Origin of the sequence: Caballeronia sp. SEWSISQ10-4 2, from assembly GCF_030464885.1 — a bacterium.
GTDB lineage: Bacteria > Pseudomonadota > Gammaproteobacteria > Burkholderiales > Burkholderiaceae > Caballeronia.
Genome location: NZ_JALPRJ010000001.1, coordinates 306,746 through 330,750, shown reverse-complemented (window position 1 = coordinate 330,750; position 24,005 = coordinate 306,746). Strand labels below are relative to the sequence as shown.

The window sequence follows — 24,005 nt, the reverse complement described above, 5'->3', positions numbered from 1 at the left end:
ATCCGGGGTGCTGGAGCCAGAAAAGTGACTTTGTATGGATGGTTCACGGCGCGCCGAATCACGATGAGCTTGGCAGTCCTGATATCTCCTGAGAAAATACCCACTCCAAGTCGAGATCACCAAACCGAACGCCGGATTTCCTTCCCGGACGGCTCGATTTAACGTGAGGAGGCGAAGCTGTGTATGGCAGATATTTTGGAACGGCGGGGCGGAGTAAATCGGCGCAACGTGCTCGCGAACGACTCATTCAGAATCGGGCGTGCTCTCGCCGAAAGCAATTGCTTGGGACGGACTGTAGCTAGGAGTGGCGACAACGCCAGTATCGGTGTTCTTGGTCGTACTGTGGGTATGCTCTCACCACTAATTGGCGCGACCCAGCAGACCGGCCACGAGCGCCGTTTGAGTTCGCTGATTACGCCACTTGCTTCGATCTCGTTAAGCGGCGAATCGAGGCTTATTCTTCCTCGAAACACAGAGTCCGCGATCGGACGTGCTCCTTCATTGCTTGGAGCAAATAGACGCCCTTCCGTTGGGGTAGTGGCCCTGAACGTATCGGAGCGCAAGCAAGCGCGCACGGTACCCGAGCATCGATTCGAGATGTTGCGTATGTCCTCAAATGAGTTGATGACGGATGTCGCAGCAACCGAGCCTAGCCGTCTTCGAATCCACCATCTCGTGGAGCTCATGACTCAGATAGGACGCGGCAAAGGATCGGATGCCGTACGCTTATTCGTTCATGAGGTTGGCATCGAACCTGTGGAAGCGACGCTGCGCCTCTTGGCATTCGACCAGTTCCTGGCGTTGCTTCTTAGCGGTCAAGCTGCCGAGGAGTTATCTGATCGATCCCCACTGGCTGAAGATCGTGACCAGAAGCGTGGCCGCATGCAGGTTGCGAACGAGTCGCGCGTAAAAAAATCCGATTCGGCTCGAATACGACTGGAGCTGGACAAGCTGTATGCGCCGTCGGGAGCGAAGCGGATAACCGAAGAATGGAGATGTTGGATGCTCGCTCAAGGCACGACAAGCCGAAAGAACTTGAACAAGGTCATCAGAAACTACGAGCCGCCACGCACGGCCACGACGTTCGAGCGGTAACTGTCGCATCGACGGTTACCAAATCGGGGTAACCGTCGAAAGAACCTCCTTTACCGTTGCCACTCGCCTATCAGAATCGAACCCGTAAAACGTCGCATGGTGTGGCGTTCAAACGGGAGAGAATATGCAAGCCGTCCGAGCCGCTAGCGCGGTCATCAATCCACCGGTTTTACCGAACCGCGTCTTTCGTTTAACCACAGTCACTCACCTCACGGGACTCAGCCGCGCGACCATTTATCGTCGTATGGCCGAGGGCTCATTCCCACGTCAGGTGGCTTTGGGTGGTCCCACTGGCCGCGCTGTGGGTTGGCGCGAAAGCGACATCACCGCGTTCATCGACGGCCTTCAAACGGGAGGTGCGCAATGAGGGCGATTAACGTAACGGGCGAGATCGAGGCATCCAATCCGCTAGCAGCCCTCGTGGATGTTGCAGACGCGTCAATTGCTCGCATCATCGTATCGCAGCAGTCGGTTCACGACCTCACGCTCGATCTCATGAGCGACGACCAGGCTGCAACGCGTAATCCTAACGCGTTCGCTAGTCTCTACGGGGCGATGATGGGCATCGTTCCAGCCTTCGTGGCGTTGGGCAACGCAAGCCGTGACCTGACAGCGCGCTTCGACGGTGCTCTGTCGTTCATATGGGCTTACGCAAGCGACGCATACGACTACGCTTGCGAGGTGCTAGGGGACGATGCTGAGCGGCTTCAGCCCACGCAGTATGCGAACCTGATCGCCGGATTTTATGGTTCGCTGATCGTGCAGATCCGTGCGGAGATGTTGGGAAGCGGGCGAGTATTGCAATGACGGCGGCCCAAAGTCACTTTGCGAGCGCTGCACCTTCCCGCGTGAGATCGTTTCGCCGTGCCGTTGTTGGGCTGCTCGTTGGGGGAACCCTTGCCGCGATGCCGCGCGTGGCGTTTCCCTGTGGGGCAATTTCACTGAGTGGTATGCCGGCCAGCGGTGTTTGCATGACGACACCGATCGTTTATACTTCGATCACGGTGCTGAAAACACCACAAACAGCGGCAAAGCCACCCCGAAAGTCAGTGGCTATTATTACGTCTATTGGTTTTGCTCCAATGGGCGGGAGTGCGGCTAATAAAAGACCCGTAAGGGGAATATGCCCGCCGTCTGTTTGCGGTTTTCAGCTCCTGCCCGCCCGTCTGAAAAACGGGTTCAGTCTCTCAAACAGGAGCAAAACCATGCAGGCATTGCCACGTCTCGCCCATACCGGGCAACACTCCCCCCTCATTCAATCTATCGTGCGCGACGCCTTGCGCGCGGCGGCCACCGCCGACACATATCAATCCGCGCTCGATGCGACTGGCGCTGCGCTGATTGCGATTGCGACCCTCGTTCGTGCGGAGGTGCGCAATGGCTGATCGCACCGCAATTCTCGAAGGGTTCGACAACGCTCCGCCGCTCGATACGGGTGCGCCGATCGAACTGCAATTCGCCGTGTCACTCGGCGGGGTCTCGGCTGATGCGTGGCTGGAGCTGAACGGTTCTGTTCGCTTGCACGACTATGCCGCGCATCAGGTCGACGTGTTTGGCCGCGCAGTGGATGCGAGCATGAAAGCCGATGAGACGTTCGACTCACGCCGCTTGGCCATGAGCAAACAGGCCTTCGCGGCAGGCCTCATGGGCCGCGTACAACAGCATTTACTGGCCGCCCTTGGCATCACGCGCGATTCGCGCGCCACGCACTAAGGGGCGCGTTTCATGGCAAAAAACAACAAAAAAGCAGTCGCGGCCACCTCCAAAGGCTTCGCCGCCGAGGTCAACCGAATCGATGCAGCCAAAGCCGGCATTCGGATATCCGATGCAATGGAGTTGCTCGATGCGCTCATTTGGGCGGCCGATCAGGCCACGAGCGAGCGCCAGTTTCAGGGCGTGATCAGTTTGCTGCGCGCCTCGCTGCCGTCAGTTGGTGCAGCGCTGGAATCCGCCAACGATGCGCTGGGCGACGTTCGCATCGGGAAATTCGTCTACAGCAACGATGTTAGCGCGGGCGGTGCGGTGCTTGAGGTATCCCATGCCACGCACTGACTTGACACCATGCGTGGCCGATACCGAGACGCTGTACCGCAAAACGTACCAACTCATGCGGTCACCTCACGCTCGACTGTAGCGGCCGGGCATGACGCTGATCGATGGCGTGTGGTGTTAGTCCAGCGATGTGTACTACTAATGGGCTCACTCTCACGTCATCAAGCGGGCCGCACGCGCAGTGTTGTCCGCTCACCAACAGAGAATCTATGAGCGATACACCAATGTCAGAATTCGAGCGTGCGCGGGTCGCGCTCGGCTATGTCCCGCCTGACGACCGTGATACCTGGGTCAAAATGGCGATGGCGCTTAAAAACGAGTTTGGCGACGACGGCCTGGCTCTCTGGCACGATTGGGGCAGTCAGGCGAAGGGATACAACCCCAAGGACGCCAGCGACGTCTGGAAGTCGGTGAAGCTCGGCAAGACTAAGCTCGCCACCTTATTTTTCGAAGCCAAGCGCCACGGCTTCAATCCGGCTGCGCATAAGGCAAAGCCGGTCGATGCGACGGAACTAGAGCGCAGACGCGTCCAACGCGCTGCGCGAGAGGCTGAAGAGCAAGCGGGCGATGCCGCTCGTCACGCAGCCGCCGCCGGTGTGGCCGAACGAATCTGGGCAGCCGCTGCGCCGGCGCCGCTCGATCATCCCTACCTTGTGCGCAAGCGGATTGGAGCCGGTGAGCTTCGCACCTACAGCGGTGAACTGGTCATAGGCAAAGTAACTTGTGATGGCGCTTTAATCGTTCCAGCTCGTGACGAATCCGACAAGCTGTGGACGCTGGAATTCATTCTCCCGGACGGGCAGAAGCGGTTTCTCCCTGATGGGCGCAAATCGGGGTGCTTCGCATGGATTGGCGGTCCGGTCACGACGACGATACTGGTAGGCGAGGGGTATGCCACGTGCGCCACGCTCACGGCCGCCACGGGCTTCCCGTCCGCCGTCGCGTTCGATGCCGGAAACCTGCTCGCGGTGACCACGCTCCTGCGCGGCCGGTTTCCTGATGCGCGCATCGTCCTGTGCGCCGACGACGATCATCAAACCGAAGGCAATCCTGGCGTCACGAAAGCGCGTGCGGCGGCCGATGTGGTCGGCGGACTGGTCGCCATTCCTGATTTCGGCGATAAGAGGCCCGCGTCGGCTACGGATTTCAACGATCTGGCCGCGCACCTGAACATCGAAGCGGTGGCAGCGACTGTGTTCTCTGCGCTGGCCGTAGGCGGCGCACCGGGCGCAAGCAAGGGCAAAGTGCTACCCATCGCGCCGAAGCCTGCCAAGCGCCCTAAAACGGCCCGCACACACGATGGAAAATCGCGGTTCGAGATGGACGACAAGGGCGTCTGGTATCACGGCCTGAACAGTCAGGGAGAGCCCCTACCTCGTCACTGGGTATGCACGCCCGTTGATATCGTCGCGCGCACGCGGAACGAAGAAAACAGCGATTGGGGATATCTGGTTGAATTCTCGGATGCGGACGGGATGCAGAAGCGCTGGTCCGTGCCGGCTGCGCTCTTCGCGGGCGACGGTGCCGAGCTGCGCCGCTCGCTTCTAGAAATGGGTGTCGAGATAGGCTACACGCAAGTCGCTCGTACGCAGATTGCCAACTACATCCAGAGCTCACGTCCAGATTTGCGCGTGCGCTGCGTTCCACGCGTGGGATGGCACAACGATGCGTTTGTGTTGCCTGATCGGGTGATTGGCGAAGGCAGCGAGCCGATGATCTATCAGGCCGACGCACCGATCCAAAGCCAGTTTAAGGAAAACGGTACTTTAGACGGCTGGCGGCAGGAGGTCGCAGCGTACTGCGTCGGAAACAGCCGCCTGATGTTTTGCGTCTGCACGGCGTTCGCCGCGCCACTGCTGCATTACTCAGGCATGCAGTCGGGCGGGTTTCACCTGGTGGGCACCACATCGAAGGGTAAATCGACGGGCGGCGTCATTGCTGCGTCCGTGTTCGGACCGAAGGCATACGTGCGAAGCTGGCGAGCCACCAGCAATGCAATGGAAGCCGTTGCCGCGATGCATAGCGATGCCCTGTTGATCCTGGACGAAATCGGCCAGGCGGAGCCGCGCGAGATCAGTAATGTCATCTACACACTCGGCAATCAACAGGGTAAGGGAAGGGCGACCCGTACGGGCTCCGCGAAACCCGTGCTCAACTGGCGCGTACTCGTCCTGTCAAACGGAGAGAAAGGCGTCGAGGCGCTGATGGCTGAGGCAAACCAGAAGATGAAGGGCGGCATTGAGGTTCGCCTGTCTGCTGTGCCTGCCGAGGCCGGAGAGATGGGTGTGGTTGAAAACCTGCACAGATTCCCTTCGCCGGCGGCGTTGATCGAGCACCTTGAACGGGAATCGAGCCGCAATTACGGAACGGCGGGAACGGCGTTCATTGAGTGGGCGTCATCCAATGCCAAGGATCTTGCGGAAAACCTGCGCTTTCGTATCGATGAGATGGTGACGCAATGGGTTCCGGACGGTGCTGCATCAGAAGTGTCACGAGTAGCCAAGCGGTTCGCGCTCGTCGGCGCTGCCGGGGAACTGGCGACGGCGAACGGGTTTACGGGTTGGTCGCAGGGAGATGCGATCGATGCGGCTCAGAAGTGCTTCGAGGGGTGGATGAAGCTGCGCGGCGGTGCGGGCAGCTCCGATGAAACGGAGGGTGTGCGTCAGGTCATTCACTTCCTGGTGGCGCACGGCGACAACCGGTTCTTGCTGATTGACCGGGCGCATGACGACCATCGGCCGAACGTGCCTCACCGGGCAGGCTTCAAGCAACGGATAAAACGAGGTAGTAGCGCAGACGTGGCGATCTCGACAAACAAGGATTACTACACCGAGTTTGGCAATGAAATGTCCGCCGACGATGCGGAGGCGGTGGAGCTGGAATACCTGATCGAGAAGGAAGTGTTTCGCAAGGAGGTGTGTGCCGGCTTCGATCATAAGATGGTTGCGAAGGCGCTCATCAAGCGCGGCGTGCTGATGCCCCGCACGGACGGCTACCCGTATCGACGTGAGCGGATCAAGGGTCACGGGCATTTCATGGTGTACCGGATTCTTCCCTCCATCTTCAGTCTTGACGTCTGAGCTTCGCGGGCCGCGAAGAGCGGTGATGGCAAGGATTCTTTTGCGCGGCAAAGTGACTTTGTGGAGGGCAAAGTCACTTTGCATCCGGTTCCAGCCGTAGGTTCGCCTTTCCCGCAGCGTCAGCAATTAGCTTCGAATTCGCAACAATCCACAATGTGATGTCTCCAGCATCATCCGACTTGGAGGCGTGTGGATACAAAATTTGGAGACGCTGAAACTCTTTATCTATAAGGCTTTCAGGCGAATTCGAAGGTTTGTCTCCATGTCTCCAGCGAATTTCGTTGAGAGAACAGAGAGACTAAATGCCAATAGCGCTTTCTGCCAATGCCCGTCTAGGGTTCGCGGATTCCCCGATGTGCTCAGGGTCAGCAAACGACGCCATCGCTGCCGATCGATTGTTGCAATCTGAGGCAGAGTCCAGTTTGGACCGTCGTCCACCATAGCTTCCGCACAATTCACAAACCTTCGCGAATCAAATCGGTTCTCGGGCGGGAAAAAGGCCGGGGGCCCCTATAGGCCTTTTAGCAAGCGGGGCTGCCGACCCGCGCCATCGCGCTAGCCAACAAGTCGCAAAGTTAGTGAACAAGTGAACACTTTTGTTTACCCGGTGAACTTTGGGCGCTTAGTGAACAGTCGAGGAGCTCACCGCTGTGACGCTTGCGGCGTTTACCGAAACCGATGTGGTCAGGCGAAGCCGCCCATCGCTGGAACGATGCGTTCTAACGGCGGCATGACAAATCGACGCGCAGAAATCTCCGGCGCCGCGTCGCTCCCTCGGCGCCGCCGCTCTCAATCCATCTCCAATTCAGCGCTGGCCGCTGCAACTGCCTGCTGCGGCTCGCCGTCGACGTAGTCGGCCCACGCCTGCATTAACGCCCGCCGCTTGTCGAACAGATCGCCACGTCGATACGCGCTCTCCGTCTTGTCGCGTATTGCGTGTGCCAGCGCCATCTCGGCAACCTCACTCGGAAATGCCGTGCATTCGGAGGTCCAGTCTCGGAACGTCGAGCGAAAGCCGTGCGTGGTCAGGTCGCTTCGCTTCATGCGCTTGAGCACCGCCAGCAAGGCCATGTTTGATAAAGGGCGGCCTTCCTTGGCGCCTTCGAACACCACACCCTCGCTGCCTTTTGTTGGTAGCGAATTCAACAGATCCACGGCTGCCTGAGATAGTGGCACGCGGTGATCGCGTTTGGCCTTCATCCGCTCAGCCGGAATGGTCCACAACGGTACTGTCAGGTCGAGCTCGGCCCACGTCGCGCCTAGCGCCTCGTTCGTGCGCGTGGCCGTCAGGATCGTGAACTCCAACGCACGTGCGGCTGTGCCCATACTCGCTCGCAGAACTTTGGCGAACGGGGCCATCTCGGGATAGGGCAAGGCCGAATGGTGCTTGGGCTTTTGCACCTTCGACGGAGCGGCTAACAGGTGATCCAGGTGGCCGGTCCAGCGTGCCGGATTCTCGCCGTCCCGCAGACCTTGCACCTTCGCTGCATCAAGGATGTTTTCTATTCGACCTCGCAGTCGCGTCGCTGTCTCGTTCTTGGTCAGCCAGATCGGTTTGAGGACACGCAACACGAGGTCCGTGTCGATGTCTTTCGGGCGTAATGCACCGATGACCGGATAGGCGTAGGTCGTGAGCGTGTTTGTCCACTGCTGTGTGTGCTTGACATTGCGCCATGTGCCTTCGTGCGCCTCGATGTATTTTGAGGCGCACTGCTTAAAGGTCATCGAGCGGGCGGCGTCGATCTTGCTGCGCGCCTTGTCTTGCTTGCGAAGTACCGATGGGTCATCGCCGCGAGCGACCGCGGCCTGATGCTCATTGCGTGCCGTCCTGGCTTGCTCAAGCGTCACGCGGGGATAAGGTCCGATCTGAATCGAACTCTCGCGGCCGTCAGGCTTTGTGTAACGGAATTGCCAGTACTTGTGGCCGGTCGGCCGCACTTGAAGAAACAGGCCGCCACCGTCACGCAGACGGTAAACCGTCGCGCGTGGCTTGGCTGCGCGGCATTGAAGATCGCGTAGAAGACTTTCGGCCATTGAAGTGTCAAAACTCGCAAAAAAGTACCCGGAAAAGTACCCGGAATTTTGCGCGATTTCGTAAGATTTTGCGAGACTACAAGAGAGCTTAGATTCGCCGAAAAGCCTTATGAGTAAAGGATCTTCGGGATTTTATGACATTGCATAAAACGCTGTTCTGGCGGAAGCGGTGAGATTCGAACTCACGGACGAGTCACCCCGTCGCTAGTTTTCAAGACTAGTGCCTTAAACCGCTCGGCCACGCTTCCACGTTTCACACACAGCAACTACGAGAAAAGTGCGCTCGACCGCGCTACACCTTTCCGGCAAGGCGCGTATTGTAGCGCAACTTTCCCTGGCGTTTAAGCCAAGAGAATCACCTCATCCTTCGAGCGACCTGGTTGCCCGCAAACCCGGAAATAATCGCATCCATAACAACGCAACAACGATCGTTCCCGCGCCTCCAATCAGTACCGCCGGCACCGCGCCGAATAGTCCCGCCGTCATCCCCGACTCGAACTCGCCCAACTGGTTCGATGTCCCGATAAACAGCGAATTGATCGCGCCCACGCGTCCACGCATGTCGTCTGGAGTTTGAAGCTGAACGAGCGACATGCGTACGACGACGCTGATCACGTCGGAGGCGCCGAGCACGGCCAGCGCGATCAACGAGACGTATAGGTTGCTCGACAACCCGAACGCGATCGTCGAAATGCCAAACGCGATCACGCCGCCGAACATCGCAGTTCCAGCTCGCTGGCGCAGCGGAAAATGCGCGAGATAAATGGATCCGGCCAACGCACCGACCGCAGGCGCCGCGCGCAAGACGCCGAGTGCCCACGGGCCGGCGTGCAGGATGTCGCGGGCAAAGACAGGCAGCAACGCCGTCGCGCCGCCGAGCAGAACCGCGAACAGATCCAGCGATAAAGCCCCCAGGATCACCGGCTTGCGTCGAATAAAGGCGATGCCGGAGAACAGCGATTCGAACGTCAGCGGCGTGCGCATCCGCACGACTTGTTCGATTTTTATCGATGCCAGCAGCAGCGCCGCCCCGATGAACGCCACCGATACCGCGCCATACACCGCGAGCGCCCCGAGACCGTAGAGCAAACCGCCCATGGCCGGTCCGAGGATCTGCGCGGTCTGGTTCGCGGACGTGGACCACGCGGTCGCGTACTGCAACTGGGCGCGCGAAATCAAGTTAGGCAGGAGCGCGGCCATCGATGGCGATTCGAACGCGCGTGCCGATCCGGCGATGGCGGCGATCAAATAAATCAGCCCCTGATCCGTCATCCCGCGCCACGTCGCGACGCACAGCGTCAACGCCGCCACGCCTTGAATCGCCTGGCAAACGAAGGCGATCGTGCGGCGGTCGTAGCGGTCCGCGACATGCCCGACCACCAGCGTGAGCATGAACATCGGCAGGAATTGCGAGAGGCCGACGAGCCCGAGGGCGAATGCGCTATGCGTGATCGAGTAGATCTGCCAGCCGATGGCCACCGACATCATCTGGAACGCAACCGATGACATCCCGCGCGCGCTCCAGAACAGCGCGAAGGGCCGGTGGCGCATGACGGAACCGGGCGGTAACGCAGGAGAGGAGGCGCTCAATTAACGGTCTTCCCTGATCGTTATCGACGGCGTGTCCCTGAGAAAGAGCGCCTGCAGGTCGTTGAGAAAATCCTGGCCGCGCTGCGTTGGCGCGATGCGTTCGATGTCGCGCGTAATCAAGCCGAGACGTTCTGCTTCAACCAGTCCTGGTTCGATCGCGGACATGGCAAGCCCGGTTCGTTCGTTAAACGAGTGCACCGGAAATCCTTCGACCAGCCGTAATGTGTTCAGCATGAATTCGAATGGCAGGTCGCGTGGCCCGACCTCGTGCTCTTCCTGAACAGCCGCACCGCCAAGCGCCTCGTCCATGTAGGTTCCGGGATGCTTGTAACGCACCTGGCGCACGATTTTCTGCGGAAATGACAGCTTGGTATGCGCGCCCGCGCCAATGCCGAGATAGTCGCCGAAACGCCAGTAATTCAAGTTGTGCCGGCTCTTGTTGTGTGGCTTCGCATACGCCGACACCTCGTAGCGCTCATAACCCGCGCTGGCCGTCCGCTCATGAATCCAGTCCTGCATATCGGCGGAAGCATCGTCGTCGGGAACTGGCGGCGGGTACTTCGCGAACATCGTGTTCGGTTCGAGCGTCAGGTGATACAGCGATAAATGCGGCGGCGCGAAGCTGATGGCCGTTTCGATATCTGCCCGGCATTCATCCAGCGTCTGCTTCGGCAGCGCGAACATCAGGTCGAGGTTGAAGTTATCGAAATTCTTTGCCGCTATTTCCACGGCTTGACGCGCTTGCGTTGCATCGTGAATCCGGCCGAGCGCCTTCAGATGCTGCTCGTTGAAACTTTGAATGCCTATCGATAAACGGTTCACGCCGCTCGCCCGGAACTGCGCAAACTTCGCGGCTTCGAACGTACCGGGATTGGCTTCGAGCGTGATTTCAGCGTCTGCGTCGAGCGGCAGCAAAGCGCGCGCATCGGAAAGCAGCCGGTCCAGTCCTTTCGCCGACAACAAACTTGGCGTCCCGCCGCCGATAAAAATCGTATGCACCTGACGACCCCAGACCATCGGCAGCGCGCGCTCGAGATCGGCGCGCAATGCATCGAGATAACGGTCTTCGGGGAACGTCTGACCCTTCCATTCATGCGAATTGAAATCGCAATACGGGCATTTGCGCACGCACCACGGAAAGTGCACGTACAGCGCCAGCGGTGGCAGCGACGTCAGCCGGATACTGCCCGGCGACGTGAACGCCTTGACCACGTTGATGGTTTGAGGGCCTGTGCTCACGATATGCCCTTGAGCCGCTCGAGCAGATGACGAAGCGCAATCGCCCGATGGCTGTTGGCATTTTTCACCGCGGGATCGAGCTCGGCAGCAGTTTTTCCAAGCGATGGCACCAGGAAATGCGCGTCATAACCAAAGCCGTTCGCACCGCGCGGGGTATCGATGACTTCGCCGTGCCAGCGGCCTTCCGCGATCAGCGGTTCGGGGTCCGCTGCATGACGCACCAGCACGAGCACGGAGAAGAAATAGGCGCGCCTATCTGATTCACGAGCGAGATCCTTCACGAGCCGCGCATTGTTCGCGGCATCGCTTTTCTCGCCACCGTTGAGCGACGCATAACGCGCCGAATACACGCCCGGCGCGCCGCGCAGCGCATGCACGCAGAGACCCGAGTCGTCGGCGAGCGCCGGCAATCCCGTCGCCGCCGATGCATGGCGCGCCTTTGCAAGCGCATTCTCGACGAACGTCACGTGCGGTTCCTCGGCCTCGGACACGCCCAGCTCGCCCTGCGTGATCAATTCCATGCCGGCTGTGTTCAGCAGCGCTGCAAACTCGCGCAATTTGCCGGCATTATTCGACGCGAGTACGACGCGTTTCAAGGCGGGATCAGACACTGAGCAACTCCAGCGCGACCTTCTGCTTCGCGATCAACGTTTCGATACCACTTTGCGCCAGGTCCATCAGCGCGTTCATTTCGGCACGCGTGAACGGCACGCCTTCGGCCGTTCCCTGTACTTCCACGAAACCGCCTGCGCCGGTCATCACGACGTTCATGTCGGTATCGCACTGCGAGTCTTCGTCGTAGTCGAGATCGAGCACCGGCTGGCCGTTGTACACGCCGACCGAGATCGCCGCGACAAATTGATTGATCGGCGATTCTGCGAGTCTGCCGGCAGCAAGCAGCTTCGCGACCGCGTCGTGAGCCGCGACGAACGCGCCCGTGATGCTTGCCGTGCGCGTGCCGCCATCGGCCTGGATCACGTCGCAATCGATGTGCAGCGTGCGTGGGCCCAGCTTGTTGAGATCGAACACGGAACGCAGCGCGCGCCCGATCAGACGCTGGATTTCCTGCGTGCGCCCGGTTTGCTTGCCGCGTGCGGCTTCGCGGTCGTTGCGGGTGTTGGTTGCGCGCGGCAGCATGCCGTATTCGGCGGTGAGCCAGCCCTGGTCGCGTCCGCGCAAAAATTCAGGCACGCGCTCGGAGATGCTCGCGGTGCAGATCACCTTGGTGTCGCCGAATTCGACGAGAACTGAACCTTCCGCATGCTTCGTGTAATGCCGCGTGATGCGCACGTCGCGCAATTGGTCCGCGCGACGGCCGCTCGGGCGGGTGAACGGGGCGGACGGGGGCAACGTGGAGTCGGTCATGAAGGGCGCACAAGGTGAAGGAAATGCAATGAAAGGGAGGCCTGGCGCGAACGCGAAAAAGCCGCGCCAAAGCACAAATTTTATCCGCAATCGGGGTGAGCGTCCGGGGCAGCCTCCTGTAGCCGTCACAGCGGCAACGTATTCCCCGGGCGGGATCGGCAAAAATGGGATAATGCCAGCTTCCTCGCCCGGCCAACATTGCCTGCCATTTCGTGCAGCTTCATACCGGGCGTTTCGAAGCGAACTGGCCGTGCGGCGCAAGCAGCAAGCAGCAAGCAGCAAAAAGCGCCATGGCCTTCAATTACGGACGCAACAATGATCTACAGCATGACAGGCTACGCCAGCGCAACGCGCGAAGTCGCGTCTGACGGCGCGGGCGCCAATGGTTCGGGCGTGGGGGTATCGGTGGAGTTGCGCACGGTGAATTCGCGCTTTCTCGACATGAATTTCCGCATGCCCGAGGACGTGCGCGTCTGCGAGCCGCAATTGCGTGAAATGCTGATGAACAAGCTCTCGCGCGGCAAGGTCGATATCCGCATCAACCTGAATCGCGCGGAGCAGACCACCATTGCCGGCGTGCTCAATCGCGATGCGCTGTCGCAACTCGCCGCGCTCGAGCGCTCGGTGCTGGATATTTTCCCCGATGCCGAACGCATGCGCACCGGTGAAATCCTGCGCTGGCCGGGCATTTTGTCGGAGAGCGGGGTGTCGGCGGAAACCTTGCGCGACGCCGTGCTGGCGTGCGGCAAGCAGGCAATCACCGAACTCATCGATGTCCGCGCCCGCGAAGGCGCCGCGCTCGCCGCCGTGCTGATCGCGAACGTGACGGAGATGGAAGCCATCGTTGCGCGCGTCACGCCGCTCGTGCCGGAACTGATCACGAAACATCAGCAGAAAATCGTGGAGCGTTTGCAGGATGCGTTGGGGATTGCATCGCCGGAAGGCACGCAAACCAGCATTCCGCGCGAGGAAATCGCGGAACGGATTCGCCAGGAAGTGACCATGTACGGCATCCGTATCGACATCACCGAAGAATTGCAACGCCTCGCCGCGCATCTCTCGGAAACGCGCCATGTGCTGCAAAAGGGCGGAAAAGTGGGCAAGCGGCTCGATTTCATGATGCAGGAGCTGAATCGCGAAGCGAACACGCTCGGGTCGAAGGCGGCGGCGAAAGAACTCGCTGATTCGTCGATGACGCTCAAATTGCTCATCGAACAGATGCGCGAGCAAGTGCAAAACCTGGAGTAACGCTGCTATGAACAACGCTCAACGCAACACCTACGCCGGGGTTTATCCGGGCAACCTGTTCATGGTCGTGGCGCCGTCGGGTGCGGGCAAGTCGACGCTCGTCAACGCGCTCCTCGCGCAAGATCCGGCGATCCGCCTGTCCGTCTCGTACACGACGCGCGAACCGCGTCCGGGCGAGCAAAACGGTGTTCAATACCATTTCGCTTCCGTCGATGACTTCATGGCGCGCCACGCTGCAGGCGAATTCCTCGAAAGCGCGGAAGTGCACGGCAATTACTACGCTACGTCGCGCGTATGGATTGAAGAGCAGATGAAAAGCGGCCATGACGTGCTGCTTGAAATCGACTGGCAAGGCGCGCAACAGGTCAAGAAACGCTTTCGCAACGCGGTGGAAATCTTCATTCTTCCGCCGTCGCTGGATGCACTGGAAGATCGTTTGAAGAAGCGCGGCCAGGATGCACCGAACGTGATCGTGCGCCGTTTGCTGGCTGCAGGCAGCGAGATGGCACATGCGCCGGAAGCGGAATACGTGCTGATCAACGAGAACTTCGAGCGCGCGCTCGCTGAACTGCAATGCCTCGTCGCGGCCACACGGCTGCGTTTCGGCTCGCAGTACGCCCGTCATACGCAGTTGTTTGTCGAGTTAGGCATACACTCGCCGCACGCCGAGTGAACGGGGCTTTCCGGTCACATAAGGTAGAATGAAGAACATATCGAGAAGGAATCAACCATGGCCCGCATCACCGTCGAAGACTGTCTGAAAATGATCCCCAACCGCTTCGAGCTCGCGCTCGCAGCGACGTATCGCGCGCGTCAGCTCGCTCAAGGCCATACGCCGAAGATCGAAAGCCGCGACAAACCGACTGTTGTTGCGCTGCGTGAAATCGCAGCCGGCCATGTCGGCGTCGAAATGCTCAAGAAGGTCCCGGTCTGAGTCTCGGTTCCGCTCAGTTCACCGTTACCGGCCCGGACGTCTACGCGCATTGTCACTAACCGCGTCAGCCAACCACGGAGGCGACCATGAATCCTGTTCCATCGTCCGTCTCTGTGGACCCGCATCACGACGTCCTTGGTACTGAGCCTCACAGCGAAAACCACGCGCACGATCATGACAACGCTCATGACGCCGATTCGCCATCGGCCGCGCGCAAGTACATTGACGCGGTTCTCGAACAATCGTTTCGCCATCTGTTCGGGCCGACCGCCACGCCGGAAAAGCCGCGCCGCCACGACGTCGTTTCCATTGCGAAACTGACCACTGAGCTGGCCGCGTATCTTTCGCCGGAAGAAATCAAGCAGGTCAAGCTGGCTTTCCATTTCAGCGATGAAGCCCATCTCGGGCAATATCGTCAGAGCGGTGAGCCGTACATCACGCATCCGGTGGCGGTCGCGGAAATCTGCGCGAGCTGGAAACTCGACGATCAATCGATCATGGCGGCGTTGCTGCATGACGTGATCGAAGATCAGGGCGTGACGAAGACCGAGATCGCGGAGCGTTTCGGTCCGAAGGTCGCAGAACTCGTCGATGGCTTGTCGAAGCTGGACAAGATGGAGTTTCGCAATCGCGAGGAAGCGCAGGCGGAAAATTTCCGCAAGATGCTGCTCGCCATGGCGCGCGACGTGCGCGTGATTCTCGTGAAGCTGGCGGACAGGCTGCACAACATGCGCACGCTCGGCGCGGTGCCACCTGAAAAGCGGCGTCGCGTGGCCCGCGAAACCATCGACATCTATGCGCCTATCGCGCATCGGCTCGGGTTGAACAACACGTATCGAGAGCTGCAGGACCTGAGCTTCGCGAACTTCAATCCGCACAGGTACGCCACGCTCGAGCGCGCTGTGAAAGCCGCACGTGGCAATCGGCGCGAAGTGGTGGGCAAGATCCTGGAAGCGGTTCAGCGCACGATCGCGGACGCGAAAATCAAGGCCGACGTCACCGGCCGCGAGAAAACCATCTTCAGCATCTACAAGAAGATGCGCGACAAGCAGTTGTCGTTCTCGCAAGTGCTCGACGTCTATGGCTTTCGCGTGGTGGTAGACAGCGCGCTGGAGTGCTACACCTGCATTGGCGCGCTGCATGCGCTCTACAAGCCGGTGCCAGGCAAGTTCAAGGATTACATCGCCATTCCGAAGGTGAACGGCTATCAGTCGCTGCACACCACGCTGGTCGGTCCGTTCGGCGCGCCGATCGAATTCCAGATCCGCACGCGCAAGATGCATGAAATCGCGGAAGCGGGTGTGGCCGCGCATTGGCTCTACAAGAATGGCGGCGCGGATCTGAACGACGTGCAAAAGCGCGCGCATCAATGGTTGAAGTCGCTGCTCGACATTCAAAGCGAAGCCGGGGATTCGAGCGAATTCCTCGAACACGTCAAGATCGATCTGTTCCCCGATGCGGTCTACGTCTTCACGCCGAAGTCGAAAATCATGCCGCTGCCGCGCGGCGCGACGGCGTTGGATTTTGCGTATTCCATTCACAGCGACCTCGGCAATCAATGCGTCGCGGTGAAGATCAATAACGAGTTGTTGCCGCTGCGGACCGAGTTGAAGAGCGGCGATATCGTGGAAGTGATTACCGCGCCGTATTCCAAGCCGAATCCCGCGTGGCTCGGCTTTGTGCGCACCGGCAAGGCGCGTTCGGCCATTCGCCACTATCTGAAGACGATGCGGCTGAACGAATCGGTGCAGCTAGGCGAACGGCTCGTCGATCAAAGCCTTAAGGGCTATGGGCTGGCGTTGTCGGAAGTGACGCCGGAAGCCTGGGAAAAGCTGGCGCAATGGACGGGCAACAAGAGCCGTCAGGAGATTTTCGCGGATATTGGCCTTGGCCGGCGCGTGGCCGCCGTGATGGCGAAGCGTATCGAAGTGCTGATGACGGGCCGCGACGACGACGATTCCCCGCGCGAGAGCTTCAGCACGAATACCGCCCCGCCGGTCGTGATCACCGGTACTGAAGGTATGTCGGTGCAATTGTCCGCGTGCTGCCGCCCGATTCCCGGCGACGACATCATGGGTTACATCGGCATCGGGCTGGGCATGGCGATCCACACCACCGAATGTCGCGTCGCGCAGCGGATTCACAAGCGCGACCCGGGCCGCTGGATCGACGTGGCCTGGGCGCCGCAACCGGGCCGTCTCTTTGACGTCTCCATCAAGGTGCTCGTGAGCACGTCGAAGGGCGTATTCGCCCGCGTAGCGGCGGATATCACGTCCGCCGATGCCAACATTGTCCACATCGCGATGGACGAGGACGTGACGCAGGAATCCACCGTGTTGCGCTTCGTGATCCAGGTCAGCGACCGCGTGCATCTGGCGAATGTGATGCGGCGCGTGCGCACGAACCCGGACGTGATGCGCATCGCGCGTGAGCGGCCGAGCGACGAGCCGCATCATCGCAACACTGAAGGCGGCATGCGGATCGATCGCGAACGCGGCGATTATTAACGTTTGACGTTTAACGTCCGACCTTTGCGTGGCGGCTGGCGAGTCTGGGATCTGGATCTGGATCGTCACCACCGGAACGCGACCTGCGTGCCTGTACCACTTCGCGTACACAGGGGCACTTATGAAAACATCAGAACTGGAAGGCACCGAGCTCGACTACTGGGTCGCGCGCGGGCTGCATGACTTCATCCGCGAAATCCATTTCACCGATGGCGGCCAGACCCTCGCCATCCGCGGGAATGATCGCGGCCGGGCGTGGGACGGGCGATTCCTGCCGTCGACGTCGTGGGAAGCGGCGTCGGCCGTGCTCGAGCGCGCGTGCCGGCTGGAAATGAACGACCACGGGCGCGGCGAAGTCGTGTGCAAAGCGACGTTCGGCAAGACGGGCGCAGAAGTGGAAGGGCGCGGAGCGTCGCTGCGTATTGCGTTGCTGCGAGCGTTTTTGCTGCACGCGTTCGGAGACACCGTCGACGACGAATTCCCGCATCGCTCGCAAATGCTCCTTGGGGGGCGGGCAGAACCGTTGGGCGAGCAGAGCGCGGCGGCATCGGTTGAAGATGCACCGATGCCGGACGGACGTATCGGCGATATTGGGTCGACTGCGCGGCAATGAGCGGGTTTGGGCTTGGCATGCCTATGCCCTCGGAAGCCCGGCAAACGCCGTGCGCAAACAAAAAGGGCCTTCCGCGAGGAAGGCCCTTCTAAAACTGGTGCGGCTGGCAGGATTCGAACCCACGACCCCTTGGTTCGTAGCCAAGTACTCTATCCATCTGAGCTACAGCCGCGCATGAAGCAGGGTAATACAAAAAGCTGATGCAGGAAACGCTTGCTTGAAACAAAACAACTGAAACGCTTTGAAGAAGTGGTGCGGCTGGCAGGATTCGAACCCACGACCCCTTGGTTCGTAGCCAAGTACTCTATCCATCTGAGCTACAGCCGCACGCGAGACCAAGAGTATAGCCAAGCTCTCCCAAAAAAGGAAGGGTTCCGCCTCGATTTCTGTAATACCGATCTCCTTCGTGTTACCTTGCAGAGGAGCTATCTCGCTCCTCTTTACGTTATTTTGAGCGGTTTGCACCATGAACAAAGCATTTGTCAAAGAATCGGACGAGAGCGACGACGATCTCGATCTCGAGCAACCGCCGGGCGTACCTCTCGGCACCAAGAACTACATCACGCCCGCAGGACACCAGCGTCTGCGCGACGAACTGCTGCATTTGCTGGACGCGGAGCGGCCGGATGTCGTGAAACTGCTTTCCTGGGCGGCGTCGAATGGCGACCGGTCGGAGAACGGCGACTACATCTATGGCAAGCGGCGCTTGCGGGAGATCGACCGGCGGATTCGCTTCCTGACGAAGCGGCTCGACCTGGCGGAAGTGGTGGACAGCAGCCGGCAGGAGAATCTCGACCAGGTATTTTTCGGCGCCACGGTGGATTACGCCGGCGACGATGGAGAAGTGCACACGGTGACAATCGTGGGCGTCGACGAGGTGAATCTGGATGTCGGGCACGTGAGCTGGATCTCGCCCATCGCCCGTGCATTGCTCAAAGCCAAGGTCGGCGATACCGTCACGCTGCACACGCCCGCAGGCGTCCAGCAAATCGATATCCTCGATGTACGTTATCCGCCGAAGGTCTGAGGCGCTTGACCTGAAGTACTAACGCAGGGACTCAAGACGAAAAAAAGGCGCCGCAAGCGGCGCCTTTTTCACATCGATACAACGTCGAACAAGACTTAGAAGCGGTGACGAATGCCAACCGTTGCCGAGACTTGATTCGGGGTCGACGACATGCCAACGCCGGTGATCGGAGCGCCAAGGCCGGTGCCGCCCAGGTCGGACGCGTGAACGTATTCACCTTGCAGGTACACGTCCGTACGCTTCGACAGCGAGTACGCCGTTTGCAGGCCGACCTGTTCGAACTTAGGCTTCACGCCATCGAGGCGAGCGTCCGTGTAGGTGAACTCACCAGCCAGGCTCAGGGCCGGGGTCAGTGCGTAACGGCCATTCAGCTCATAGTTGTTAAAGCGAGCGTAGTTACCAATTCCAACGCCGTTGGTCGCGCTGATTGCGCCGCCCGAGATACCAGATGCGTTTTCAAGCTTCGTTTGCGTGAACACGAAGCCAACCGTTGCCGGACCGAACGCGTAGTTCAAGCCAGCACCGAACGTGCGCTGCAGGCCTGCTACGAACGTGTTGTCGCCAGCGACAGCGCCGCCACTGTTCGAAAGCGCCGCAGCGGCTCCTGCGCCCGTGATCGAGTTGTTCAACTGCAAGTAAGCTGCAGCAACGTTCAACGGACCGTAGTTATACGATGCGCCGACGCTGTAAGCGCGGTTGTTCGAGAAGCCAGCAGCCTGGTTCGAGAAGCCGTACTGTGCGCCGAACTTGAAGCCAGCGTAGTTCGCGCTCTGGTACTTGACCGAGTTGTTGATACGGAACGAGTTGTCGAGGTTGTCGTTGTCGAACGGGTGTGCGAACTGCGTGCCGCCGTACTGCGTGCCGGTCAGAGCCAACGGGCCGAGATAGTCGACCACGGAGTCATATTGACGACCGAGAGTCACAGCGCCGTATTGGGTGCTCGACAGACCAACGAATGCCTGACGGCCGAACTCACGACCACCTTGACCCAGCGTGCCGTTAGCAATGCTGAAGCCGTTTTCCAACGTGAAGATTGCCTTCAGGCCACCGCCGAGGTCTTCAGCGCCGCGCAGGCCCCAACGGCTGCCGTTCACCGAGCCGCTCGTCATCTTGAAGTTATGTTGGCCGCCTTGGTTATTCGTGTACGTCAGGCCAGCGTCGATCAAACCATACAGCGTCACGCTGCTTTGAGCGTGAGCGGCGGTTGCAAATACGCCCGACAGGGCGGCGACCATGAGAGTCTTTTTCATCTTTGTAACTCCGAGAGCAATTTGGGTCTGACAACCCAGGCTTGAAGGAAACCTTCACTCGACGCGCTGCGAGAGGCGCTGCCAGGTGATTTCATGTGCCAACAGAAGACACAGTCGTTTCCGGATCAGACGAAGTGTAAAGACGGTGTTACAGCGATGGCATTCCGATTTACGCAATAAAGTATTCTGCGATCGGCAATGATTAATAAACGCCGTCTAAGGCTTTACCAGTAAGGCTTTGCGGGGGATTGACGGAGATGGGCGCGGGGTGTCAACAGCGGTTCGTTGCGCAATTGCTACATGCGGTATCGTTAAAATGCAACGTCATCAATCCTAAAAACCGATTATTGACAGAACAGCAATAGATGATTGCCAGATCTGTTGATGATTGCGAGATAGTGGGCCGTTATACTTCAAATGCTGCTTTCCAAAGCAGACTTTTTCGTTGACGGAAAAGATCTCCAAACCTTGTCGGCGCGACTTCCCAGTCGCGCTTTTTTTTCGCCTGGACGGACTGCAAACTCGAGCCCGTTTCAGACGCTGTTCATCTAGTTAGCCGCTCCCATCTCTTCGTCCAGAATGGCTTCGGCTTCTTTCGCGGTTTCCGGCGATTCAGTCGCTTCGCTCTCGAAAGTCAGCGGACTCGATATTGCCCAGTCTTCCATTACGTAATGGCGTGCATCCATTGGTGAGGACAGCAGGTTTTGCCAGTGATCGCCGTGCCATGCCGGGTCGAAATCCAAAGCCGAATGCGATTCGAGTAATGCTCGGGGCGCGACCAACGTCCTGATCCACGAAAACATGCTTTTGAGTTCGGTCGTCACAGCAATGACCTCCTTTAAAAGTGCGTGTGGTCGTCTTTTATGATGCCGAGAGCCCCTTTCGGTAACAAGGCTCGTAAACGCTTACGATTCTATAAGTACGGTTACAACCCAAGTAAATATTTCCTTTTGGCGAGTATCGCCGGTTTGATTCACCACTATTGCGATGGGTCGTGCCTCTCAGTCCTGATCCGATTGCGCAGGCGCGCTGCCCTTCCCGGCGTATCGCGCGGTCGGCGCACATGGTCGCCAGCGGGCGCCGTGTCTATATGGAACAGCCGGTGGTCGAAGGGACGTGAGCTAAAATGCCCGATCGATACGCCATCTCCAAAGCGGATCGCGCCCATTTCTCTTTTAGCGGTCAGCGCTGTGCTCCCAATCGTTGCCAATATCGTCAGTTCAGAACCGCTGGTTTTCGTCGATCTCGAAACGACGGGTGGCGCCTTCGGCGTAGATCGCATCACTGAAATTGGTGTGGTCGAGGTCGGGCCGGCCGGCGTGACGCAATGGAGTTCGCTCGTCAATCCGCAACAGCCGATTCCATTCTTTATCCAGCAACTCACCGGCATCAGCGATTCGATGGTGCGCAACGCGCCCACGTTCGAGACCATTGCGCTTGATTTGCTGGCCCGTCTTGAAGGCCGGTTGTTCATTGCTCACAACGCGCGGTTCGATCACGGCTTCCTGCGCAGCGAGTTCAAGCGCGCCGGCATCAAGTTCCAGCCCGATGTGCTGTGCACAGTGCAGCTGTCGCGGGCCATCTATCCGGCGGAGCGCCGGCATGGACTCGATGCGCTGATCGAACGCCACGCGCTTGTGCCGGCCGCCCGCCATCGGGCACTCGCCGACGCCGATCTGCTCTGGCAATTCTGGCAGCATCTGCACCGCGCGTTTTCCGCCGATGTCCTGCGTGACTATATAGAACAGGTGGCGCGCCGGTTCCGGCTCGCGGGTGACATCGATGAAGACACGATCGAGCAGATTCCGGCCGGCTGCGGCATCTATGTGTTCTATGGCGAGGACGACGTGCCGCTGTACGTCGGGCGAAGCGTGCGGTTGCGCCAGCGCGTGCGTGCGCATCTGTCGGGCGTGAAACGCTCGGCTAAGGATCTGCGGCTCGCGGAGCTCGTGCGCCGCGTGGAGTGGACGGCGACCGGCGGCGAGATCGGCGCGATGCTGGCGGAAGGGCGCTCGGTTGCACGGTTGCGGCCCGCGCATAACCGGGCGTTCAAAGCGCATCGCGATGACCCGAGCCACGCGCCTTGGGCGTATCCGGGCGCCATCGCGATAGAAGAAACGGACGCCACGACTGGCACGCGCGTCTGGCATGTCGTCGATGCCTGGCAGTATTTCGGCATGGCCGCGACGCTCGACGAAGCCGTGCAGTTGCGTTCGGCAGCACCCGCGGCGCGCTTCGAGCTGTCGACGTACCGGATTCTCAGCGAACGCTTGTCGCGGGGTCTGACGGTCGTACCGCTTGCGGCAGCCGCGTGCTTGTCCGGCGAGCCGGTCTAGCCGACAGCGCCCACACCGCCTGAAGCGCACACATGCGACAACGCGCGCGAGAGCGGCGCGTTCTGGGCGGAATCATAGCGGGTGAGATGTTTCCAGCGCGCGATGCTATCGGCCAGCCGCAGCGGACAATCATCGGCATGACGGAGCGGTTCCACGCCGGCCAGCGCGGCGAGCAGCGCGTTCGTCAGGCGATCGAGTTGCGGCCGGGTATCGCGGGCGAGGTCCGGCGGGGTCCCTTCCGGCGCGCGTGACTTGCGCCAGTTATCGAAGAGTGCGTTCTGCACGTCCTTGCTCGCCTCGATCTGGTCGCGGAAGAAAAGCTGCGCAAACGCCGGATCGATGCCGGCGGCTTTCGCGCGGGTATCGATGCCAGCCAGCAGCGCGGCTTCACGGGGTTGATCGGTGATCGGTTCGTGGTGGGCCCACTTCCAGCGCGCGACCGGCTCGGCGAGCGCCAGCCGTTGCGAGGACAACGCGATGAGATTGGTGAGCGGCGTGTCGTCGCCGTCAGCAAGAGCCGCCGACGAACAAGCCATGATGACGATGAAACCAGCCGCCAGCGAAGCGATGGCGCGGAGAGCGAGCTGAATGTGCAGAAGGGAATGGCGAAGCATGGATAACCGGAGCCCGAGCGAGAAAGCGGCAGCTTAACTCATGGCAATGATGGCGATCGTGAAACGCGCGACGCGCGTGGCGTTATAAACCTGAACCGGTCGTGCTATTAGTACTTGCGTGTTGATTCAGCGCTGCTGCAAAGACATGCCGCAACGTTCACGCGTGCAGCAACTGCGGCTTGCAGGACATCTGCAAACGCCGTTGGTGTACTGCGCGTTTCAGCAATTACTTCGGGTCGCACAGGTTACGCTGTTCGTCGAAGAATGCCCGGACGTATTCGGGCAGCTCTGCGAGGAATTCAACCCCGACCGGTTCTTGATCCGGACATTCGACCTTGTCGGGCGTCGGGATTTTCGTCGGCTTGGCGTCCATCATTTTCTCTCCTTGTATAGGTCGATTATCAATCTCGACTCTGGCTTCGCGCTAGCGTCGAATGCGCGGTTGGAACATTTCACCGTTCCTGTGTTGCTTTAACGGAACACCAGCAGCGTGACTTAAGGCTGTGATAATTTATTGCTCAACAACCGATATTTCCCCGCATCTCAGCGGCGCCTTGCCGACTACTTTGCTGACCTTTTCCGCTGATTAACTCGTCGTCCATTTATTGCCGATGCTTTGTCGCGCAGCAGCAAATATTTCGCAAACTGCTTCAAAGTGTCCGGCTGTCTCCCACCGCCGATTCTGTGTCCATAGATGCGAGCCGTCGCTTAAAAGCGAGTCCCCTCATTAGTGATAACGGCACAATTCCGTTGCGGTTGACTGTTTTATCTATCTTTAAAAAAATTTAACAGTTTGCAATGTCTGAAAGCACACGTATTCATACAAATGAATGTTCGCAAATTGAGCAGAGCGAAAGCATCGGGGAAACGACGGGGAGTTTATGAATTACGCCAACTTAAAGTTTCACTTTAAGTGAATGAACTGACTGATTGATCTCAAAGATAATTTTTGAGATGCGGCTTGAAAAGTAAAAAAACCCGCGAGGCCTGGAGGCGACGCGGGTTTCTTGAAATGAAGCTT

24 protein-coding genes and 3 tRNA genes are annotated in these 24,005 nt (G+C 59.4%); 15 read left to right on the top strand and 12 right to left on the bottom strand.

The genetic code is table 11. From position 1 onward, the window contains the following. The first annotated feature begins 183 nt into the window (after nt 1-183). The 7 genes from M0D69_RS01470 (at nt 184) to M0D69_RS01440 (ending at nt 6,227) form a co-directional block, all read left to right on the top strand. Nucleotides 184-1,095 (top strand): hypothetical protein, encoded by a 912-nt coding sequence (locus M0D69_RS01470; RefSeq protein WP_301780303.1) that lies wholly within the window; start codon nt 184-186, stop codon nt 1,093-1,095. A 124-nt stretch (nt 1,096-1,219) separates the two neighbouring features. Next, on the top strand, nt 1,220-1,462 hold the full coding sequence (locus tag M0D69_RS01465; RefSeq protein WP_301780302.1) for an AlpA family transcriptional regulator: 243 nt from the start codon (nt 1,220-1,222) through the stop codon (nt 1,460-1,462). Continuing rightward, the gene (locus M0D69_RS01460; protein WP_301780301.1) at nt 1,459-1,902 is read left to right on the top strand and encodes a hypothetical protein; all 444 of its coding nucleotides are present in this window, start codon (nt 1,459-1,461) and stop codon (nt 1,900-1,902) included. The genes M0D69_RS01465 and M0D69_RS01460 overlap by 4 nt, the downstream gene beginning before the upstream one ends. Before the next feature lie 398 nt (nt 1,903-2,300). Continuing rightward, nucleotides 2,301-2,480 (top strand): hypothetical protein, encoded by a 180-nt coding sequence (locus M0D69_RS01455; protein ID WP_301780354.1) that lies wholly within the window; start codon nt 2,301-2,303, stop codon nt 2,478-2,480. After that, nucleotides 2,473-2,808 (top strand): hypothetical protein, encoded by a 336-nt coding sequence (locus M0D69_RS01450; protein ID WP_301780300.1) that lies wholly within the window; start codon nt 2,473-2,475, stop codon nt 2,806-2,808. The genes M0D69_RS01455 and M0D69_RS01450 overlap by 8 nt, the downstream gene beginning before the upstream one ends. Nucleotides 2,809-2,820: 12 nt before the next feature. Then, nucleotides 2,821-3,147 carry a hypothetical protein gene (locus M0D69_RS01445; RefSeq protein ID WP_301780299.1) on the top strand — a complete coding sequence of 109 codons (327 nt, stop codon included), beginning with the start codon at nt 2,821-2,823 and terminating at the stop codon, nt 3,145-3,147. Between the two features lie 224 nt (nt 3,148-3,371). Then, entirely contained in the window at nt 3,372-6,227 is a 2,856-nt protein-coding gene (locus tag M0D69_RS01440) for a DUF927 domain-containing protein (RefSeq protein ID WP_301780353.1), read from the top strand. 789 nt (nt 6,228-7,016) lie between these two features. Here the strand turns inward: M0D69_RS01440 and M0D69_RS01435 are convergent. The 6 genes from M0D69_RS01435 to rph all read right to left on the bottom strand — a co-directional run bounded on the left by M0D69_RS01435 (nt 7,017) and on the right by rph (nt 12,440). Next, nucleotides 7,017-8,261 (bottom strand): integrase arm-type DNA-binding domain-containing protein, encoded by a 1,245-nt coding sequence (locus tag M0D69_RS01435; RefSeq protein WP_301780298.1) that lies wholly within the window; start codon nt 8,259-8,261, stop codon nt 7,017-7,019. A 158-nt stretch (nt 8,262-8,419) separates the two neighbouring features. Beyond that, a tRNA-Ser gene (locus tag M0D69_RS01430) sits at nt 8,420-8,509 on the bottom strand. Between the two features lie 112 nt (nt 8,510-8,621). Continuing rightward, on the bottom strand, nt 8,622-9,812 hold the full coding sequence (locus M0D69_RS01425; RefSeq protein WP_301780352.1) for an MFS transporter: 1,191 nt from the start codon (nt 9,810-9,812) through the stop codon (nt 8,622-8,624). Nucleotides 9,813-9,851: 39 nt separating this feature from the next. Further along, nucleotides 9,852-11,090, bottom strand: a complete 1,239-nt coding sequence (hemW, locus tag M0D69_RS01420) for a radical SAM family heme chaperone HemW (RefSeq protein WP_301780297.1) — start codon at nt 11,088-11,090, stop codon at nt 9,852-9,854. Next, nucleotides 11,087-11,701 carry an RdgB/HAM1 family non-canonical purine NTP pyrophosphatase gene (gene rdgB, locus M0D69_RS01415; RefSeq protein ID WP_301780296.1) on the bottom strand — a complete coding sequence of 205 codons (615 nt, stop codon included), beginning with the start codon at nt 11,699-11,701 and terminating at the stop codon, nt 11,087-11,089. The genes hemW and rdgB overlap by 4 nt, the downstream gene beginning before the upstream one ends. Continuing rightward, nucleotides 11,694-12,440 carry a ribonuclease PH gene (gene rph / locus M0D69_RS01410; RefSeq protein ID WP_301780351.1) on the bottom strand — a complete coding sequence of 249 codons (747 nt, stop codon included), beginning with the start codon at nt 12,438-12,440 and terminating at the stop codon, nt 11,694-11,696. The genes rdgB and rph overlap by 8 nt, the downstream gene beginning before the upstream one ends. A gap of 13 nt (nt 12,441-12,453) precedes the next feature. Here rph and M0D69_RS01405 point away from each other — a divergent pair, with 13 nt between their 5' ends. The 6 genes from M0D69_RS01405 to M0D69_RS01380 all read left to right on the top strand — a co-directional run bounded on the left by M0D69_RS01405 (nt 12,454) and on the right by M0D69_RS01380 (nt 17,757). Beyond that, a complete protein-coding gene (locus M0D69_RS01405; protein ID WP_301780295.1) occupies nt 12,454-12,774 on the top strand; it encodes a hypothetical protein in 321 nt (106 codons plus the stop codon). Next, nucleotides 12,771-13,703, top strand: coding sequence for a YicC/YloC family endoribonuclease (locus M0D69_RS01400; protein ID WP_301780294.1), 933 nt, complete (start codon nt 12,771-12,773; stop codon nt 13,701-13,703). Before M0D69_RS01405 ends, M0D69_RS01400 begins: the two co-directional genes overlap by 4 nt. Before the next feature lie 7 nt (nt 13,704-13,710). Further along, on the top strand, nt 13,711-14,376 hold the full coding sequence (gene gmk / locus M0D69_RS01395; protein ID WP_301780293.1) for a guanylate kinase: 666 nt from the start codon (nt 13,711-13,713) through the stop codon (nt 14,374-14,376). A gap of 57 nt (nt 14,377-14,433) precedes the next feature. Then, on the top strand, nt 14,434-14,637 hold the full coding sequence (rpoZ, locus tag M0D69_RS01390) for a DNA-directed RNA polymerase subunit omega (protein WP_047896144.1): 204 nt from the start codon (nt 14,434-14,436) through the stop codon (nt 14,635-14,637). An 86-nt stretch (nt 14,638-14,723) separates the two neighbouring features. Then, the gene (locus tag M0D69_RS01385; RefSeq protein WP_301780292.1) at nt 14,724-17,144 is read left to right on the top strand and encodes a bifunctional (p)ppGpp synthetase/guanosine-3',5'-bis(diphosphate) 3'-pyrophosphohydrolase; all 2,421 of its coding nucleotides are present in this window, start codon (nt 14,724-14,726) and stop codon (nt 17,142-17,144) included. A 121-nt stretch (nt 17,145-17,265) separates the two neighbouring features. Continuing rightward, nucleotides 17,266-17,757: a phage protein NinX family protein gene (locus M0D69_RS01380; protein WP_301780291.1), complete on the top strand. Its 492-nt coding sequence runs from the start codon at nt 17,266-17,268 to the stop codon at nt 17,755-17,757. 95 nt (nt 17,758-17,852) lie between these two features. On the opposite strand, the gene M0D69_RS01375 is transcribed toward M0D69_RS01380, so the two are convergent. Beyond that, nucleotides 17,853-17,929: transfer RNA gene (locus M0D69_RS01375), tRNA-Arg, on the bottom strand. A 78-nt stretch (nt 17,930-18,007) separates the two neighbouring features. Next, a tRNA-Arg gene (locus M0D69_RS01370) sits at nt 18,008-18,084 on the bottom strand. Nucleotides 18,085-18,223: 139 nt separating this feature from the next. On the opposite strand from M0D69_RS01370, the gene greB reads away from it, so the two are divergent. Further along, nucleotides 18,224-18,784, top strand: coding sequence for a transcription elongation factor GreB (gene greB, locus M0D69_RS01365; protein WP_301780290.1), 561 nt, complete (start codon nt 18,224-18,226; stop codon nt 18,782-18,784). 95 nt (nt 18,785-18,879) lie between these two features. On the opposite strand, the gene M0D69_RS01360 is transcribed toward greB, so the two are convergent. Continuing rightward, nucleotides 18,880-20,034: a porin gene (locus tag M0D69_RS01360; RefSeq protein ID WP_301780289.1), complete on the bottom strand. Its 1,155-nt coding sequence runs from the start codon at nt 20,032-20,034 to the stop codon at nt 18,880-18,882. Between the two features lie 548 nt (nt 20,035-20,582). Then, nucleotides 20,583-20,837, bottom strand: coding sequence for a hypothetical protein (locus M0D69_RS01355; RefSeq protein ID WP_301780350.1), 255 nt, complete (start codon nt 20,835-20,837; stop codon nt 20,583-20,585). A gap of 387 nt (nt 20,838-21,224) precedes the next feature. Here M0D69_RS01355 and M0D69_RS01350 point away from each other — a divergent pair, with 387 nt between their 5' ends. After that, a complete protein-coding gene (locus tag M0D69_RS01350) occupies nt 21,225-22,370 on the top strand; it encodes an exonuclease domain-containing protein (protein ID WP_301780288.1) in 1,146 nt (381 codons plus the stop codon). On the opposite strand, the gene M0D69_RS01345 is transcribed toward M0D69_RS01350, so the two are convergent. Both M0D69_RS01345 and M0D69_RS01340 read right to left on the bottom strand, forming a co-directional pair. Next, nucleotides 22,367-22,984: a chorismate mutase gene (locus tag M0D69_RS01345; protein ID WP_301780287.1), complete on the bottom strand. Its 618-nt coding sequence runs from the start codon at nt 22,982-22,984 to the stop codon at nt 22,367-22,369. The two genes, M0D69_RS01350 and M0D69_RS01345, sit on opposite strands and share 4 nt — an antisense overlap. A gap of 226 nt (nt 22,985-23,210) precedes the next feature. Next, nucleotides 23,211-23,360, bottom strand: coding sequence for a hypothetical protein (locus M0D69_RS01340; RefSeq protein ID WP_160312545.1), 150 nt, complete (start codon nt 23,358-23,360; stop codon nt 23,211-23,213). Nucleotides 23,361-24,005 lie beyond the last annotated feature (645 nt).

Excerpts from the sequence above, each read along its gene's own strand:
- M0D69_RS01470 (WP_301780303.1), top strand. The coding sequence starts at position 184 with ATGGCAGATATTTTGGAACGGCGGGGCGGAGTAAATCGGCGCAACGTG.
- M0D69_RS01465 (WP_301780302.1), top strand. The coding sequence starts at position 1,220 with ATGCAAGCCGTCCGAGCCGCTAGCGCGGTCATCAATCCACCGGTTTTA.
- M0D69_RS01460 (WP_301780301.1), top strand. The coding sequence starts at position 1,459 with ATGAGGGCGATTAACGTAACGGGCGAGATCGAGGCATCCAATCCGCTA.
- M0D69_RS01455 (WP_301780354.1), top strand. The coding sequence starts at position 2,301 with ATGCAGGCATTGCCACGTCTCGCCCATACCGGGCAACACTCCCCCCTC.
- M0D69_RS01450 (WP_301780300.1), top strand. The coding sequence starts at position 2,473 with ATGGCTGATCGCACCGCAATTCTCGAAGGGTTCGACAACGCTCCGCCG.
- M0D69_RS01445 (WP_301780299.1), top strand. The coding sequence starts at position 2,821 with ATGGCAAAAAACAACAAAAAAGCAGTCGCGGCCACCTCCAAAGGCTTC.
- M0D69_RS01440 (WP_301780353.1), top strand. The coding sequence starts at position 3,372 with ATGTCAGAATTCGAGCGTGCGCGGGTCGCGCTCGGCTATGTCCCGCCT.
- M0D69_RS01435 (WP_301780298.1), bottom strand. The coding sequence starts at position 8,261 with ATGGCCGAAAGTCTTCTACGCGATCTTCAATGCCGCGCAGCCAAGCCA.
- M0D69_RS01425 (WP_301780352.1), bottom strand. The coding sequence starts at position 9,812 with ATGCGCCACCGGCCCTTCGCGCTGTTCTGGAGCGCGCGCGGGATGTCA.
- M0D69_RS01405 (WP_301780295.1), top strand. The coding sequence starts at position 12,454 with ATGAAGGGCGCACAAGGTGAAGGAAATGCAATGAAAGGGAGGCCTGGC.
- M0D69_RS01400 (WP_301780294.1), top strand. The coding sequence starts at position 12,771 with ATGATCTACAGCATGACAGGCTACGCCAGCGCAACGCGCGAAGTCGCG.
- gmk (WP_301780293.1), top strand. The coding sequence starts at position 13,711 with ATGAACAACGCTCAACGCAACACCTACGCCGGGGTTTATCCGGGCAAC.
- rpoZ (WP_047896144.1), top strand. The coding sequence starts at position 14,434 with ATGGCCCGCATCACCGTCGAAGACTGTCTGAAAATGATCCCCAACCGC.
- M0D69_RS01385 (WP_301780292.1), top strand. The coding sequence starts at position 14,724 with ATGAATCCTGTTCCATCGTCCGTCTCTGTGGACCCGCATCACGACGTC.
- M0D69_RS01380 (WP_301780291.1), top strand. The coding sequence starts at position 17,266 with ATGAAAACATCAGAACTGGAAGGCACCGAGCTCGACTACTGGGTCGCG.
- greB (WP_301780290.1), top strand. The coding sequence starts at position 18,224 with ATGAACAAAGCATTTGTCAAAGAATCGGACGAGAGCGACGACGATCTC.
- M0D69_RS01360 (WP_301780289.1), bottom strand. The coding sequence starts at position 20,034 with ATGAAAAAGACTCTCATGGTCGCCGCCCTGTCGGGCGTATTTGCAACC.
- M0D69_RS01355 (WP_301780350.1), bottom strand. The coding sequence starts at position 20,837 with ATGTTTTCGTGGATCAGGACGTTGGTCGCGCCCCGAGCATTACTCGAA.
- M0D69_RS01345 (WP_301780287.1), bottom strand. The coding sequence starts at position 22,984 with ATGCTTCGCCATTCCCTTCTGCACATTCAGCTCGCTCTCCGCGCCATC.
- M0D69_RS01340 (WP_160312545.1), bottom strand. The coding sequence starts at position 23,360 with ATGATGGACGCCAAGCCGACGAAAATCCCGACGCCCGACAAGGTCGAA.